This is a genomic window from Bradyrhizobium niftali, assembly GCF_004571025.1.
In the GTDB taxonomy this organism is placed as follows: Bacteria; Pseudomonadota; Alphaproteobacteria; order Rhizobiales; family Xanthobacteraceae; genus Bradyrhizobium; species Bradyrhizobium niftali.
In genome coordinates, this window is the sequence record NZ_SPQT01000001.1 from 150351 (window position 1) to 165369 (window position 15019).

Consider the following 15019-nt stretch of genomic DNA (forward strand, 5'->3'; position numbering starts at 1 on the left):
GCGGGGCTGCATCCATGATGACGTTGCCGAGACTGGCGGCCGAATCCCTGGAGAAGTTGCTGGGTACATTCATGCGTCGCCGGTACGACGAGTCCTCCGCCAGGGTGCTGGAGGGCTCGACGCGGACCGCGATGGAATGCATCGGCAACAGCGACGCGCTCTACCACAACATCGAGCACACGATGCTGGTGACGCTGGCCGCCCAGGCCATCCTCACGGGACGTAATCTCCATGCGCATCTTGCGGCGGAGGACTACCTCCACATCCTGATCGCCTGCCTTGCGCACGACATCGGCTATGTTCGCGGCCTGTTTCCGGAGGATGACGAAGACGGTTTCATCATCGACGAGGCCGGGACCAAGGTGTCGCTGCCGCGCGGCGCCTCGGATGCCAGTTTGATGATGTATCACGTTGATCGCTCGAAACTTTTCGTGCGGCGGCGGCTGCCGCCGATCCGCGGTATCGACAGCGAGCGCGTCGCCCGCGCCATCGAGGGAACACGCTTCCCGGCCCGCGAAGGGCAGGAGTATGACGACGAGGCCTCGATCCTGCGCGCCGCCGACTTCATCGGCCAGCTCGGCGATCCCAACTATCTGCGCAAGGCCAATGCGCTCTATTACGAATTCGAAGAGGTCGGCATCAACCGCCAGCTCGGCTACGATTCGCCCGCCGACATCGTGAACCGCTATCCACAATTCTACTGGAACAGCGTCGCACCGCATATCCAGACCGAGATCGGCTACCTCAACAAGACCGAGATCGGCCGGCAGTGGATCGCCAACCTCTACAGCAACGTGTTCCGCGCCGAACGCGAGATCTCGCTGTCGGGCCCGCAGAAGTAGGGGACTCTTGTAGCCCTGATGAGCGAAGCGATATCCGGGGCCGGTGTCGCCAAACCCCGGATGTCGCTTCGCTCATCAGGGCTACGACCTCGCAAGTCCGTGAGAAAATCATGCAACAAAAAACCATCACCACGGATGTCCTCGACATCGCCTATCTCGAATACGGCACACCTGATGGCTGGCCCTGCATCATGGGCCACGGCTTCCCCTACGACGTGAACGCCTATGCCGAGACTGCGCCGATCATCGCGCAGGCCGGCGCGCGGGTGCTGGTACCCTGGCTGCGCGGCTACGGGCCGACGCGGTTTCGTTTCCCGGAAACGCTGCGCTCCGGCGAGCAGGCGGCGCTGGGCGCCGACCTGCTGGCCTTCATGGACGCGCTTCGCATCGAACGTGCGGTCGTCGGCGGCTATGACTGGGGCGGCCGCGCGGCCTGCGTGGTTGCGGCGCTGTACCCCGCGCGCGTTGTCGGGCTCGTCTCCGGCAATTCCTACAACATCCAGGACATCGCCCGCTCCATGGAGCCGGGCGCCCCGGCGCATGAGGCGGCGCTCTGGTATCAATATCTCTTCCACAACGAGCGCGGCCGCCGCGCGCTGGAGCGCAACCGGCGCGGCTTCGCCCGCCAGCTCTGGTCGATGTGGTCGCCGACATGGGCCTTTGACGATGCGACGTTCGAGCGGAGCGCGATCTCGTTCGACAATCCCGACTTCGTCGATGTCGTGATTCACTCCTACCGCCACCGCTACGCGCTGGTCGCAGGCGATCCCGCCTATGCCGGGACCGAGGAAAGGCTTGCGGCACAGCCGCCGATCCGCGTCCCGACGATCGCAATCGACGGCGACAGCGACGGCGTCGATTCCGGCACCGCCCATCACGCGCGCAAGTTCGAGGGCTTTTTCGAGCGGCGCGTGTTCGCAGGCGCCGGTCATAACCTGCCGCAGGAGCGGCCGGCCGAATGGGCGCAGGCCGTAGCCGATGTTCGCAAGGCCGCTGCCGGGTCCTGAATTTCGCGATCGCAGGAACTTTTCGCCGGTCCCGCCGTCCAATCCCGAGCTGCGCGTTGAGCTGCGAGGGAGATGACCATGAGCGAGGAAAGCAAGCCGAGCGGACCGGATCTGACCAAAGGCGTGGCCCTCACCGCATTCAAGGACGGCAAGCTGCTCGGCCATGTCGGCGAGGAAGATGTGCTGCTGGTCCAGGCGGGCGGCGAGGTCTTTGCGATCGAGCCCACCTGCAGCCATTATCACGGCCCGCTCGCCGAAGGCCTGGTGGTGGACGACACCATCCGCTGTCCCTGGCATCACGCCTGCTTCTCCCTGCGATCAGGCGAGGCGACGCGCCCGCCCGCCCTCAACGCGCTGGCGGTATGGGAGGTGACGCGGGACCAGGACAGGATCATCGTTCAGAGCAAGCGTGAGGCACCGAAGCCGCCGGCGACGCACCGCAGCGCGCCGGCACCCGAGAAATTCGTCATCGTCGGCGGCGGTGCGGCCGGCTTTGCGGCGGCCGAGATGCTCCGGCGCGAGGGCTTTGCCGGCGCCATCACCATGCTCAGCAATGATGGCGCCATGCCGGTCGACCGGCCGAACCTCTCCAAGGACTATCTCGCCGGCAACGCACCGGAGGATTGGCTGCCGCTGCGGGGCGAGGACTATTATCAGGACGCCGGCATCGATCTCAGGCTGAACACGAATGTCTCCGCGATCGATGCGAAGACGCGCAGCGTCACGCTGGGCAATGGCGACAGACTGCCGTTCGACCGGCTGCTGCTCGCGACCGGCGCCGAGCCGGTCAAATTGCAGATTCCGGGCGCCGACCAGCCCCATGTCCACACCTTGCGGTCCGTCGCCGACAGCCGTGCCATCATCAAGGCCACGGGCAGCGCGAGGCGCGTGCTGGTGATCGGCGCCAGCTTCATTGGCCTCGAAGTCGCGGCCTCGTTGCGGGCACGCAAGCTGGAGGTCCATGTGGTCGCTCCAGAGGAGCGGCCGATGCAGCGCGTGCTCGGACCGGAGATGGGCGATTTCGTTCGCGCGCTCCATGAAGAGAATGGCGTCAACTTCCATCTCGGGGACACTGTGGAGAGGCTCGACGGTACGCGCGCGACGCTGAAGAGCGGCGGCGTCATCGAGGCCGACCTCGTCGTGGTCGGCATCGGCGTCAAGCCGCGCCTTGCGCTGGCCGAGAAGGCGGGGCTTGCGGCGGATCGCGGTGTCAGCGTGAGCGAATATCTCGAAACCAGCATCGCCGGCATCTTTGCGGCTGGCGACATCGCACGCTGGCCCGATCCGCATTCGCGGCAAACCATCCGCGTCGAGCACTGGGTGGTGGCGGAGCGGCAGGGCCAGACCGCGGCGCGCAACATGCTGGGCCGGCGCGAACGCTTCGATGCCGTGCCGTTCTTCTGGAGCCAACATTACGATGTGCCGATCAACTATGTCGGCCACGCCGAGAGTTTTGACGACATCGCGATCGAGGGCAGCATTGCAGGCAAGGACTGTCTGCTAAAGTACCGCAAGGGCGGCCGCGTGCTTGCGGTCGCCTCGATTTACCGCGATCTCGACAGTCTCAAAGCCGAGCTCGACATGGAGCGGCAGGGCGCGTGAGCCCCTGCCGTCGCTTGGCGGTACCCCGGCGAGCCAATTCACCTGGCGGACTGTCGCCGGCGAGAAGCCGGGACGACCGGGCGGCTTCCCTCGCACTTTTCGGCGTTCTATTTCAGCATTCCGGACTGAAGCGTCACATTCGATCTTGATTTGCGTCAATGTTGCTGCCGGTGAGGGCTGCTTTGCTGGCTGTTGTCCGGGTGCGGTGCGTGCTATTCTGGCGTGTGGCCGCGGGCTTCGCATGCAGGAGTGACCGCCATGACAAGTGCTTCGGATACCTCGCACCATCCCAGCCTCGGCTCGGGCATCACCGCGCTGCATGCCAAATGGGGATGGATCGTCGCGCTCGGTGTCGTCTATCTCATCGCCGGCTTCGTCGCGCTCGGCAGCATGGTGATGGCGACGGTGGCGAGCGTGATCGTGGTCGGTGCGATGATGATCGTCGCCGGGATCACCGAAATCATCGGGGCGTTCCAGATGAAGAGCTGGGGCAAGTTCCTGATCTGGGCTCTGCTCGGCGTGCTCTACGTCGTCGCAGGCTTCCTGACCTTCGAGAATCCGCTGTTTGCTGCAGCGTTGTTGACCCTGTTCCTCGGCGCCTCGCTGCTTGCCTCCGGCGCCGTCAGGCTGTTTCTCGCCTTCAGCATGAAGCGCGAAAGCCCGTGGGTGTGGGTCGCGCTCTCGGCCGTGATTACGCTGCTGCTCGGATTGTTGATCCTGGCGCGCTGGCCGGTCAACAGCGTCTATATCCTGGGCCTGTTTCTCGGCATCGACCTGATCATGGCAGGTGCCGGCTGGGTCAGTCTGGGCTTCAGCCTGCGGCGGCGCGGCTAACCAGCAACTCGACGCAAGACCGTGTCGCGGAACTCCGCTGATCTGACGCGCTGACAAAAAGCAGCGCGCCGCGCGCTCGCCTGACGGGGTCGCGCGACGATAATCATCCGGGAGAAACCATGAAAGCCGCTTTGGCCCTGGCCGCAGCATTGGCTGCCGCCTGCCTGTCCACGCCCGCTTCCGCGCAAAAATCCTACGGCCCTGGTGTCAGCGACACCGAGATCAAGATCGGCAACACCATGCCCTATAGCGGGCCGGCTTCGCCGCTCAGCATCACCGGCAAGGTCATCGCGGCCTATTTCGACGAGGTCAACGACAAGGGCGGCGTCAACGGCCGCAAGCTCAATCTGATCTCGCTGGACGATGCGTTCTCGCCGCCCAAGACCATGGAGGCGGCGCGGCGGCTGGTCGAGAGCGACGGCGTCGCCTTCATCTTCGCCACCATGGGCACCGCGCCGAGCTCGGCGATCGCTAAATATCTCAACAGCAACAAGGTGCCGCAGCTCTTTCTGATCAGCTCGGCCTCGAAGTGGAACGATCCCGTCAACATGCCGTGGTCGATGGCGCTGCCCTGGGCGCCGAACTACACCAGCGAGGCCGCGATCGACGTCGCCTATGCCCGCGCCAAGAACCCGAATGCGCGGTTCGCCGTGCTCTATCAGAACGACGACGCCGGCAAGGAATATCTGCGCGGCGTCAAGGAAGCGCTCGGCGCCGACGCCGACAAGGCGATCGCGATGGCCTCGAGCTTCGAGGTCGCCGATCCGACCGTCGATTCCCAGGTGCTGACGCTCGCCAACACCAAGGCCGATGTCTTCCTGATCTATTCGGTGACGCCGCGCGCCTGCGCGCAGGCGGTCCGGAAGGCGCACGAGGTCGGCTGGCAGCCGCAGCGCTTCATCGCCAGCGGCTGCGCCAACAAGGCCACCGTGATGGTGCCGGCCGGCCTCGATGCCGGCAAGGGCGTGCTGTCGCTCGGCTCGCTCAAGCCGTTCGTCGAGCAGCCCAAGGACGATCCGGCGATGACGGCCTATATCGACTTCATGAAGAAGCGCCTGCCCAATGCCGACGTCAACAATGTCGCGGGTCTCTACGGCTACACCGTCGCCGAGGCCCTGGTGGTCCTGCTCAAGCAGTGCAAGGACAATCTGACGCGCGAGAACATCATGGCGCAGGCGGCCAACTTGAAGAACGTGCCGCTGTCGCTCTTGATGCCCGGCATCACGCTCAACACCACGCCGCAGGATTTCCGCCCCATCAAGGACGGCTATATGCTCCAGTTCGACGGCAACGACTGGGTCGTCGCAAGCGAGCTGTTGCGCGGGACGTGAGGCAGTGGGCGGCTATCGCGGTTGATGACGGCGCATCCTTCGAGACGCCCGCTTTCGCGGGCTCCTCAGGATGAGGGCGGAGTGCGCGGCGGCAGGTTCGACAGGCGCGAATGCCGCTTAGCCTCACCCTGAGGAGACCGCACAGCGGTCGTCTCGAAGGGCGAGGCGTGCGCTCCACCTATGGCGGAAGGCCAGGGCCGATCACGCTCGGCGAACAGGAGACCACCAATGGACTTTCAACACTCCGCACGTTCGCTGGAGCTCCAGGAGCGCGTCCGCCAGTTCATGCGGACGCATGTCGAGCCGGTCGAGGAGCTCTATTACGAGCAGGTCAAGCCCGAGGCCGTGCGCTACAAGACGCCGCAGGTCCTCCAGGACCTGAAGCGGCTGGCGCGGGAGCAGGGGCTCTGGAACCTGTTTCTGTCAGGTGAGCACGGCCCAGATCCTACCAGTTCAAGCCTCACCAACCTCGAATACGCCCCCGTGAAGGAGATTATGGGCCGCATCCTCTGGGCGCCCGAGGTCTTCAACTGCTCGGCGCCCGATGTCGGCAACATGGAGGTGCTGGCGAACTACGGCACGCCGGCGCAGCAGGAGCGCTGGCTGAAGCCGCTGCTGGAGGGGCGCATCCGCTCCGGCTTCTCGATGACGGAGCCACAGGTCGCCTCCAGCGATGCCACCAACATCCAGTGCGAGATCAAGCGCGACGGCGGCGACTACGTCATCAACGGCCGCAAATGGTTCACGTCAGGCGCAATGAACGAGGATTGCGAGATCCTGATCGTGATGGGCAAGACCGCGCCCGACCATCCCGACCGCCATCGCCAGCAATCCATGATCCTGGTGCCGAGGGCGACGCCCGGCGTGCGCATCGTGCGCGACATGCTCACTTACGGCTATGACGACGCGCCGGTCGGCCACCCCGAGATCGTCTACGAGAACGTCCGCGTGCCCGCCGAGAACATCCTGCTCGGCGAGGGCCGCGGCTTCGAGATCGCGCAAGGCCGGCTCGGTCCCGGCCGTATCCACCATTGCATGCGGCTGATCGGCTGCGCCCAGCGTGCGCTGGAATTGATGTGCCAGCGCGCGGTGTCGCGCACAGCCTTCGGCAAGCCGCTCGCCGAGCAGGGCTCGGTGCGCGAGGACATCGCAAACTCCTTCTGCGAGATCGCGCAGGCGCGGCTCTTGACGCTGCAAGCCGCCGACAGGATGGACCGCGAAGGCAACAAGGCCGCGCGCGACCTGATCGCCGCGGCCAAGATCGTGGTGCCGAGCATGGCCGCCCGCGTCATCGACCGCGCCATCCAGATCCACGGCGCCGCCGGCGTCTCGCAGGACACGTTCCTGGCGCGTGCCTACGTCTACGCCCGCTTCATCCGCATCGGCGACGGTCCCGACCAGGTGCATCTGGCCGCTGTCGGCAAGGAGCTGATCAGGCGGGGCGGGGTGATGGCGGGGTAGGGCTGTTGTCCTCGAGGCCGGCTTTGCGAAGTCCGTCGAGGAAATGATCCCGGTCGACGGGGTCTCTATACCTGTTGGCGCGCGTCCGGGCGAGGTCGAGCGTGTTGCGGGGCGGAGCTCCGCCGTTCTCGCTCAATTCGAGACATCTCTCTCGAATGAATGCGCGCGCCTCGAAATTCGCTTCCGTCAGTCGATCGGTTTGCGCGTAGCATGCCGCAAGCAGCGCGTGCGACCAGCGGTCGCTCGATCGCGCTTCCCTGAGAACTTGGATCGCCTGTTCGTATTCGCGCGCGGAATAGAGCGCCAGCGCGTGGTACCAATGGTATATATTGGGTGGAAATGGATTTAGCCGTTTGGCCGATTTGATCCAGGCAAGCGCGTCCTGCCAGCGCCCCCAGTAGACCAGAATATTTGCAAAAGCGGCGGCGACATCGGCGTCGTTCGGATTGAGCGCCAGAGCGCGTTTGAAATGAGTTTCGGCCTCGTGATCGCGGTTTTGCAGGAAAAGAAGTTGTGCGAAGACGCCGTGCGACCAGGCGTCGTTCTCGTCAAGATCGAGGGCGATCTCGATCTCGCGGCGACCATCCTCCAGTGGAGGGGCGGCGGGTGATTCCAGAAACGCAGCGCAGACGATCGTCCAGGCTATATTGGCGCGAGCGCGCGCATAGGCTGGATCGAGCCCCGCAGCCTTCCTGAAGTAGCCTTCCGCCTCGTCCATGCTCCTGACGGTCAATTGACGCCATTTCTCGTTTCCCAACAGGACGAGATCGTAGGCCGTGATGTTCGGGGTCGGCTTGCCTCTCGCGATCTCGCGGCCCGCGTCCTCGAGCCGGCCGGGCAGCGCCGCAACGATCTTGCCTACGATTTCGTCCTGGATGGCGAAGATGTCTTCGATCTCGCGGTCGTAGCGCTCCGTCCAAAGGGTGAAGCCGCTCGCGGCATCCAGAAGCTTGACGGTCACCCGTACGCGTTTCCCAATCCGGCGTGCGCTCCCTTCCACCACATATCGCACGCCGAGCTGGCGGCCGACCTCTCTGATGTCAGACGAGCTGGCCCGGTAAGCGAAGCTGGAATGGCGGGCCACGACGAAAAGCGACCGGAAACGCGACAATTCCGCAATGACGTCTTCCGTGATCCCGTCGGAGAAGTAGTCCTGCGCGGAATCGCCGCTCAAGTTGGCAAACGGCAGCACGGCGATCGATGGCTTGTCGGAGCTTGCGGACGGGAGCCACGTTTGCCGGCTGTCATCGGGCAAGGTGGCGGCCGGCGGGCCGACATAGCGGTAACCGCGGCGCGGCAGCGTCTCGATCCAGGTGCTGCCGCCTTCGACGGCGGCAAACGTCCGGCGCAGAGCGGCGATCTGTACGGTCAGATTGCTTTCCTCGATCGCCAGCCCCGGCCAGGCCGCCTCCATCAAGGCGTCCTTGGCAACCGGCTTGCCCGCTTTTTCCAGAAACAGCCGGAGCAGCGCGACCGCCCGCCCTCCGAGAGCGACCGGCTCGGCTCCGCGAAACAGCGTGTCAGCGTCTGTCTCGAGACGAAACGGACCAAACTCGTAGATCGTCGCCATGGCCTAGAGACACCATTTTCGGCGAAATTTGCAACTTTTTCCGATCGGATTCAGGAAGCGATCCGGCGCTCCGTGAGAAGATGGCCTGGGCATTCGTGGCGAGGAGCAAATCGGATGGAGCAGCGGCAGCCATACGACGACGTGATGGGCAAATCGAACGCCGAACCGCGGTCCGCCCCGCAGCTACGGCTCAAGGGCAATGTGGTCCTCGCGGGGAGCGCCGGTTACGACGAGGCGCGCAAGGTCTGGAATGGCGCCATCGACAAGCGGCCGGCCATGATCGCCTATTGTGCCGGTGCCGAGGACGTCGCTCGCGCTGTCGCGTTCGCAAGATCTCGTGACATCTGCATCGCGGTCCGCAGCGGCGGCCACAATGTCGCCGGCCTGTCGGTCTGCGACGGCGGCATGGTCATCGACCTGTCGCAGATGAAGCAGATCGAGGTCGATCCGGTCCGCCGGATCGCCCGCGCGGAGGCCGGCCTCAATCTCGGCGAGTTCGACAGGGCGACACAGGAGCATGGCCTGGCGACCACCATGGGTGTCAACAGCGATACCGGTATCGCCGGGCTCACGCTTGGCGGCGGCTTTGGCAAGCTCGGACGCAAATACGGACTGACCTGCGACAACCTGATTGCCGCCGAAGTGGTGACAGCCGAGGGAAAGATCCTGAGGGCGAGTGCGACCGAACACCCTGATCTCTTCTGGGGCCTTCGGGGTGGCGGCGGCAATTTTGGCATCGTGACCGCATTCGAATATCGGCTTCATGCCATCGGCACCTCGCTGCTCGTCGCATCAGCACTGCATCGATATGACGGGGCGCGCGAGGCCATGCGCTTCTACGATGAATTCGCCCGCCGCGCTCCTGACGAGGCGGATGTCGATGCGGCCCTGGTCACGCTGCCGTCCGGCGAACGGTTCTTCAGCATCACCGGATGCTATGTCGGCTCGCATCATGACGGTGAGCGAGCCCTTTCACCGATCGTCAGGTTCGGCTCGCCCGTCGAGACCCGCCTCGCAACTGTCCCTTATCTCGAGATTCAGTCGGGAGGCGATGCCCTGTTTCCGCGCGGACGGCGCTACTACTGGAAGGCGCAGTTCCTGCGCGAGATCGGTGCGGGCGCGATCGACGCGCTGCTCGACGCCTATGCGAAGGCGCCCAACACCTCGTCGTTGCTGGTTTTCCAGCACGTCGGCGGCGCAATCGCGCGGGTTCCAACGCCCGACTCGCCTTACGCAAACCGCGATGCGGCGTTCGACTGCTTTCCGGTCGCGATCTGGGACGATCCGGCCGACGACGACGCCAACACGCGTTGGGCGCGCGAGCTGTGGAGCGCCGTCAGGCCCTATTCGACCGGCGGCGTCTACGCCAACAATCTCGGTGAGGAGGGCGAGGATCGTGTCCGGGACGCCTATGGCGAGAACTATGCGCGGTTGGCCGCGCTCAAAACCAGATATGATCCGACCAATCTCTTCCGTCTGAATCAGAATATCCGGCCGGCGACATAGTTCACGGCATCGGGGAAGATCCAAATGCGAAGCCGCTGGACCATTCTTGCCGCCCTGTTCGTGGCGCGTGCCGCCATTGCTTTCCAGTTTCAGAGCATTGCGGCGGTCGCGCCGCAGCTCAGCCAGAGCCTGGGCGCGAGTCTGGCCGATATCGGCGTCCTGATCGGGCTATATTTTGCGCCGGGCGCTGCGCTCGCGCTGCCCGGCGGCGCGATCGGCCGCCGCTATGGCGACAAGGTGACGGTCCTTGCCGGGCTCCTGCTGATGCTGGCAGGCGAACTCCTGATGACCACGTCATCGTCATGGAGCACGCAGATCGCGGGCCGGCTGACGGCCGGCATCGGCGGCGTTCTCCTGAACGTTCTGATGACCAAGATGGTCGCGGACTGGTTTTCCGGTCGGGAAATCGCCACCGCGATGGCCATCTTCATCAACTCATGGCCGGCTGGTATCGCAGTTGCCCTCATGCTGTTGCCGGCAGTCGGAGCCACGTTCGGGCTCCATGCCGTCAATCTCGCCGTCGCAGGGGTGATCCTGATCGGCCTATGCCTCATCGCTTCGCTCTATCGCGCGCCAGATGCGACCGCCGCGGTTGAAGGCGAGCGCGTCAGCCTGACCGCCGACACGATCCGCGCCGTGATTGCCGCCGGCCTGATCTGGTGCCTCTACAACATCGGTTTCGCGATGATCTTCAGTTTCGGCCCGTCGATGCTCGTCGAGCATGGCTGGTCGGGTGCAGCAGCCGGATCAACCATCAGTATCGTGCTCTGGCTCGCCGCCCTTTCGGTTCCGTTCGGCGGCTTCCTCGCCGATCGGACCAAGCGCGGCGATGCCATCCTCGTGACGGGCTGCATCTCGTTCGCCCTGCTGACACTTCTCCTGTCGCGGAGCAGCACGGTGATTCCCACCGTCGTCGCACTTGGAATCGTCTGTGGCCTGCCCGCCGGTGCGATCATGAGCTTGCCTGCGCGTGTGCTTGATCAGAAGATGCGGCCGATCGGAATGGGACTGTTCTACACCGTCTACTACGCCGGCATGCTGGCGGGACCTGCGATCGGAGGAAGGCTCTCCACGTCGGCCGGCTCGGCGCGCGCCGCGCTCGACTTCGGCGCCGTCGTGCTCCTGGCCTGTCCGGTTGTCCTCTGGCTGTTCCGCCGTATCGTTGCCCGCTGACCGCTTGTCCGTCCGCATCGCCGCCATGACGACATCATGCCGGTGTTTTGCCCGACGAATCAAATCGACTTCGTAAAATCCGCAAGGTGTGGCGCTGTCGGCCAGGCTATTGAAAAGACTGTCCCCGGCTACTGTGCATGGGGTTGTTTTCGCGTTTTTGACTGGGGTGGGCCCGCCGCCGTCTTCACGGCAGCGACACCGCTGCTATCCCGCCTTGGCGGCGCGGGCATCCGACCGCAAGTTCTGGAAGAACTTCTCCACCTCGCGCGACAACGTCTCGGCGGTCGCCGTCAGGCTGCTCGCCGCCGTCAGCACGGAGGATGCCGCCGTATCGGTCTCGCCGATGGCGTCGCGCAGCGATGTGATGTTGGCGACCAGCGTCTCGTTGCCCTGGGCAGCCGATTGCGCGTTGGAGGAGATCTCGCGCGTGGCCTGGTCCTGCTGGCCGACGGCGCCGGCAATCGCCGAGGTGACCTCGTTGATCTCGCGCACCGCGCCGCCGATCTCGCGCACGGCGTCGACCGCGTTGCGGGTGGAGGCCTGGATCATGGAGACGTTCTCGCCGATCTCGGCGGTGGCCTTGGCGGTCTGGCCTGCGAGCGCCTTCACTTCATGCGCGACGACGGCAAAGCCGCGGCCGGCATCGCCGGCGCGCGCGGCCTCGATGGTGGCGTTGAGCGCGAGCAGGTTGGTCTGCTCGGCGATCGCCTGGATCAGGTTGAGCACGCCGTCGATGCGCTGGGTGGCAGCCGCAAGGCTCTCGATCTCGGAGATCGATTTCTCGGTGCGCTGGCCGGTCTGCTCGACCGCACCGGCGCTCTGCCGGACCTGCCGGCCGATCTCTTCGACGGAGGCCGACAGCTCCTCGGCGGCGCCTGCGACCGCCGTGACGTTGTGCGAGGCCTGCTCGCTGGCGTTTGCCGCCATCCCGGCGCGGTTGCTCGCATCCGCGGTGACGCGCGTGATGGTCTGCGCGGTCTCGCGCATGACAGAGGCGTTGTCGCTGAGGCCGCGCATGATCGCGCCGATCGCGTCGCGAAACTCCTCGACGGATTGCTCGATATGGCGGGCGCGCTGCTCGCGCGCGGCGGAATCCTGCGAGACCTGCGATGCGAGTTTGCGGTTGCGCCCCATCGCGTCCTGGAAGATCTGGATCGCGCGGGCCAGCCCGCCGATCTCGTCGGCGCGGTGGCCGTACGGCACCACGACGTTCTCGGCGCCATCGGCGACCTGCTTGATGGTGGCGGTGATCGAGGCGAGCGGCCGGGCGATCGAGCGGGCGATGATGACGATGCCGATCACGACGAGCGCCAGTGCCACACCGGCAAGGCAGGTCAGGAGGAAGGACAGGGTGCGGTTGGTCTCGGTCTGCTGGGCGATCTGCTTGGCGCGCTCGGCATAGACCTTGGACAGCGCCTCGAGATCCTTGTTCAGCGCCGAGCGCACGGCGCGGTTGGCGTCGTTGTCGCCCCATTCGCGGCCCGCGGCCGCATTGATCTCGATGCCGCGGCGTACCAGCTCCTTACGGAACTCGACGAACTGCTCGATGCGCTTCCTGAAGGTGGCGAACTGCTCGGCATCGTCGTCCCTGACGATGGTTTCCCAGCGCTTCACGACGTCGAGGATCTGCGCGTTGAACTTGAGCAGGCCCTCGCCGTATTTCTTCACGACGGCAGGCTCCGTCGACATGTAGACGCCGCGCGATTCCATCACCACCGCGTAGACCAGCGAGTTGACGCGCTCGACGTTCAGCGCGGCCGCATTCGCCGTCTCGATCGCGCTGGTCAGGTCGGCACTGCGGCGGCTGTTGTAGTCGGACAGCATCGCGATCGCCGCCGTGAGCAGCGCGAACAGCGCGAAGATCGCATAGAGCTTGGTTGCAAGCGTGAAGCGGCCGGCGAGGCCGGCGGCATTCCCAGATTGGTCGATGGTCATGGTTTTCAGGGGCCCGAATGGCCTGAAGCGGCCGGTGAGCGCGGTTGTGTAGAATCTATGCAAAACTATGCGGAACGAAGATGGACGCGGCGTTAACGCCCGGCGCGGGAGCGCTTGCTCCGGATTGAAGGAATGTGAGATATCTCAGTGATTTGGAGCGGCCTTGTCGGTTTCCGGCAGATCGGCCCGGGGATCGCCCGGCATGCCCGAAACATCGGCGTGCGCGCCGGCCGCCAGGCGCGTATTCCTGACGCCGGGCCGCCCTTGAGATCGGTCTGGAGTCGGCCGTTGGCCGACGAACCCCGGAGGGGACCTTGGTCTACCGCCATACAATCGACGCCACGACCTATGCCTTCCCGGATCTGCGCGACCTGCTCGCCAAGGCGACGCCGCCGCGCTCCGGCGACCGGCTGGCCGGAATTGCCGCTGCCAGCGCCGAGCAGATGATCGCGGCGCGGATGGCGCTCGCGGATGTCCCGCTCGGTCAATTCCTGCAGGAAGCCCTCATCCCCTACGAGACCGACGAGGTCACCCGCCTCGTCATCGACAGCCATGACGCAAGGGCCTTTGCGCCGGTGGCTGCGCTCACGGTTGGCGCCTTCCGCGACTGGCTGCTGTCGGACGCAGCGACGCCCGAGATCCTGCGCAAGCTCGCCCCCGGCATCACACCGGAAATGGCGGCCGCGGTCTCGAAACTGATGCGCAACCAGGACTTGATCCTGGCGGCGCGGAAATGCGAGGTCACCACCGCCTTCCGCAACACCATCGGGCTGAAGGGGCGGATGAGCACGCGGCTCCAGCCCAACCATCCGTTCGACGACGCCAGGGGCATCACCGCCTCGATCCTCGACGGCATCCTGCTCGGTGCCGGCGATGCCTGCATCGGCATCAATCCCGCCAGCGACGATCCGGCCGTCATCGCCCAATTGCTGCGGCTGCTCGACGAGATCATCGCGCGGCTGAAGATCCCGACGCAAGGCTGCGTGCTGACCCATGTCACGACGACGCTGTCGCTGATCGGGCAGGGCGTGCCGGTCGACCTGGTCTTCCAGTCGGTCGCCGGCACCGAGGCCGCCAATCGCAGCTTCGGCATCGACCTCGCCTTGCTCCGGGAAGCGCAGGAGGCCGGGCTGGCGCAACGGCGCGGCACGGTCGGGCAGAACGTGATGTATTTCGAGACCGGCCAGGGCTCCGCGCTGTCCGCCAATGCCCATCACGGCGTCGACCAGCAGACCTGCGAGGCGCGCGCCTATGCGGTCGCGCGCGCCTATGCCCCGCTCCTGGTTAACAGCGTGGTCGGCTTCATCGGCCCGGAATATCTCTACGACGGCAAGGAAATCATCCGCGCCGGGCTGGAGGATCACTTTTGCGGCAAGCTGCTCGGCCTGCCGCTCGGCATCGACATCTGCTATACCAACCACGCCGAGGCGGACCAGGACGACATGGATAATCTCCTGACGCTGCTGGCGGCCGCCGGCGTCACCTTCATCATGGGTGTCCCCGGGGCCGACGACGTCATGCTGAACTACCAGTCGACGTCTTTTCACGACGCGCTCTACGTCCGCGACGTCTTCGGCCTGCGCCGCGCGCCGGAATTCGACGACTGGCTGGTGCAGTCGGGGATCGCGGGCGCCGATTTCCGTCTTGCCGGCGACGCAGGCCTGCTTCCCGATTTTGCCTCGCGGCTGATCGCGTGACGCGGCGGGAGCACCCGGCGGCTTGAGGAAACCATTGGTCCCTCTCGGAATTAAGCTCATG

11 protein-coding genes are annotated in these 15019 nt (G+C 65.4%); 9 read left to right on the forward strand and 2 right to left on the reverse strand.

Translation table 11 applies throughout. The features are described from left to right. The first annotated feature begins 14 nt into the window (after window positions 1–14). From E4K65_RS00665 to E4K65_RS00690, 6 genes are all read left to right on the forward strand, one after another. Window positions 15–842 (forward strand): HD domain-containing protein, encoded by an 828-nt coding sequence (locus E4K65_RS00665; RefSeq protein ID WP_135172458.1) that lies wholly within the window; start codon window positions 15–17, stop codon window positions 840–842. 110 nt (window positions 843–952) lie between these two features. Then, window positions 953–1849 carry an alpha/beta fold hydrolase gene (locus E4K65_RS00670; protein ID WP_135172459.1) on the forward strand — a complete coding sequence of 299 codons (897 nt, stop codon included), beginning with the start codon at window positions 953–955 and terminating at the stop codon, window positions 1847–1849. A 78-nt stretch (window positions 1850–1927) separates the two neighbouring features. Continuing rightward, entirely contained in the window at window positions 1928–3451 is a 1524-nt protein-coding gene (locus tag E4K65_RS00675; RefSeq protein ID WP_167770415.1) for an FAD-dependent oxidoreductase, read from the forward strand. Between the two features lie 258 nt (window positions 3452–3709). Next, window positions 3710–4285 (forward strand): HdeD family acid-resistance protein, encoded by a 576-nt coding sequence (locus E4K65_RS00680; RefSeq protein WP_167770416.1) that lies wholly within the window; start codon window positions 3710–3712, stop codon window positions 4283–4285. 119 nt (window positions 4286–4404) lie between these two features. Continuing rightward, window positions 4405–5616 (forward strand): ABC transporter substrate-binding protein, encoded by a 1212-nt coding sequence (locus tag E4K65_RS00685; protein WP_135172462.1) that lies wholly within the window; start codon window positions 4405–4407, stop codon window positions 5614–5616. 228 nt (window positions 5617–5844) lie between these two features. Continuing rightward, a complete protein-coding gene (locus E4K65_RS00690; RefSeq protein ID WP_135172463.1) occupies window positions 5845–7077 on the forward strand; it encodes an acyl-CoA dehydrogenase family protein in 1233 nt (410 codons plus the stop codon). Here E4K65_RS00690 and E4K65_RS00695 read toward each other — a convergent pair. Then, window positions 7049–8647 (reverse strand): winged helix-turn-helix domain-containing tetratricopeptide repeat protein, encoded by a 1599-nt coding sequence (locus E4K65_RS00695; protein WP_135172464.1) that lies wholly within the window; start codon window positions 8645–8647, stop codon window positions 7049–7051. The two genes, E4K65_RS00690 and E4K65_RS00695, sit on opposite strands and share 29 nt — an antisense overlap. A gap of 114 nt (window positions 8648–8761) precedes the next feature. Between E4K65_RS00695 and E4K65_RS00700 the strand changes: the two genes are divergently transcribed. Together E4K65_RS00700 and E4K65_RS00705 are read left to right on the forward strand one after the other, a co-directional pair. Beyond that, on the forward strand, window positions 8762–10153 hold the full coding sequence (locus E4K65_RS00700) for an FAD-binding oxidoreductase (RefSeq protein ID WP_135172465.1): 1392 nt from the start codon (window positions 8762–8764) through the stop codon (window positions 10151–10153). A gap of 24 nt (window positions 10154–10177) precedes the next feature. Then, on the forward strand, window positions 10178–11326 hold the full coding sequence (locus E4K65_RS00705) for an MFS transporter (RefSeq protein WP_135172466.1): 1149 nt from the start codon (window positions 10178–10180) through the stop codon (window positions 11324–11326). A gap of 204 nt (window positions 11327–11530) precedes the next feature. On the opposite strand, the gene E4K65_RS00710 is transcribed toward E4K65_RS00705, so the two are convergent. Then, window positions 11531–13261 carry a methyl-accepting chemotaxis protein gene (locus E4K65_RS00710; RefSeq protein WP_135172467.1) on the reverse strand — a complete coding sequence of 577 codons (1731 nt, stop codon included), beginning with the start codon at window positions 13259–13261 and terminating at the stop codon, window positions 11531–11533. A 314-nt stretch (window positions 13262–13575) separates the two neighbouring features. On the opposite strand from E4K65_RS00710, the gene E4K65_RS00715 reads away from it, so the two are divergent. Beyond that, window positions 13576–14958, forward strand: coding sequence for an ethanolamine ammonia-lyase subunit EutB (locus tag E4K65_RS00715; RefSeq protein ID WP_135172468.1), 1383 nt, complete (start codon window positions 13576–13578; stop codon window positions 14956–14958). Window positions 14959–15019: the final 61 nt, after the last annotated feature.

Bases quoted from the DNA above. Each gene is read 5' to 3' on its own strand.
- E4K65_RS00680 (WP_167770416.1), top strand. From the start codon at position 3,710: ATGACAAGTGCTTCGGATACCTCGCACCATCCCAGCCTCGGCTCGGGC.
- E4K65_RS00675 (WP_167770415.1), top strand. From the start codon at position 1,928: ATGAGCGAGGAAAGCAAGCCGAGCGGACCGGATCTGACCAAAGGCGTG.
- E4K65_RS00705 (WP_135172466.1), top strand. From the start codon at position 10,178: ATGCGAAGCCGCTGGACCATTCTTGCCGCCCTGTTCGTGGCGCGTGCC.
- E4K65_RS00695 (WP_135172464.1), bottom strand. From the start codon at position 8,647: ATGGCGACGATCTACGAGTTTGGTCCGTTTCGTCTCGAGACAGACGCT.
- E4K65_RS00690 (WP_135172463.1), top strand. From the start codon at position 5,845: ATGGACTTTCAACACTCCGCACGTTCGCTGGAGCTCCAGGAGCGCGTC.
- E4K65_RS00670 (WP_135172459.1), top strand. From the start codon at position 953: ATGCAACAAAAAACCATCACCACGGATGTCCTCGACATCGCCTATCTC.
- E4K65_RS00665 (WP_135172458.1), top strand. From the start codon at position 15: ATGATGACGTTGCCGAGACTGGCGGCCGAATCCCTGGAGAAGTTGCTG.
- E4K65_RS00710 (WP_135172467.1), bottom strand. From the start codon at position 13,261: ATGACCATCGACCAATCTGGGAATGCCGCCGGCCTCGCCGGCCGCTTC.
- E4K65_RS00685 (WP_135172462.1), top strand. From the start codon at position 4,405: ATGAAAGCCGCTTTGGCCCTGGCCGCAGCATTGGCTGCCGCCTGCCTG.
- E4K65_RS00700 (WP_135172465.1), top strand. From the start codon at position 8,762: ATGGAGCAGCGGCAGCCATACGACGACGTGATGGGCAAATCGAACGCC.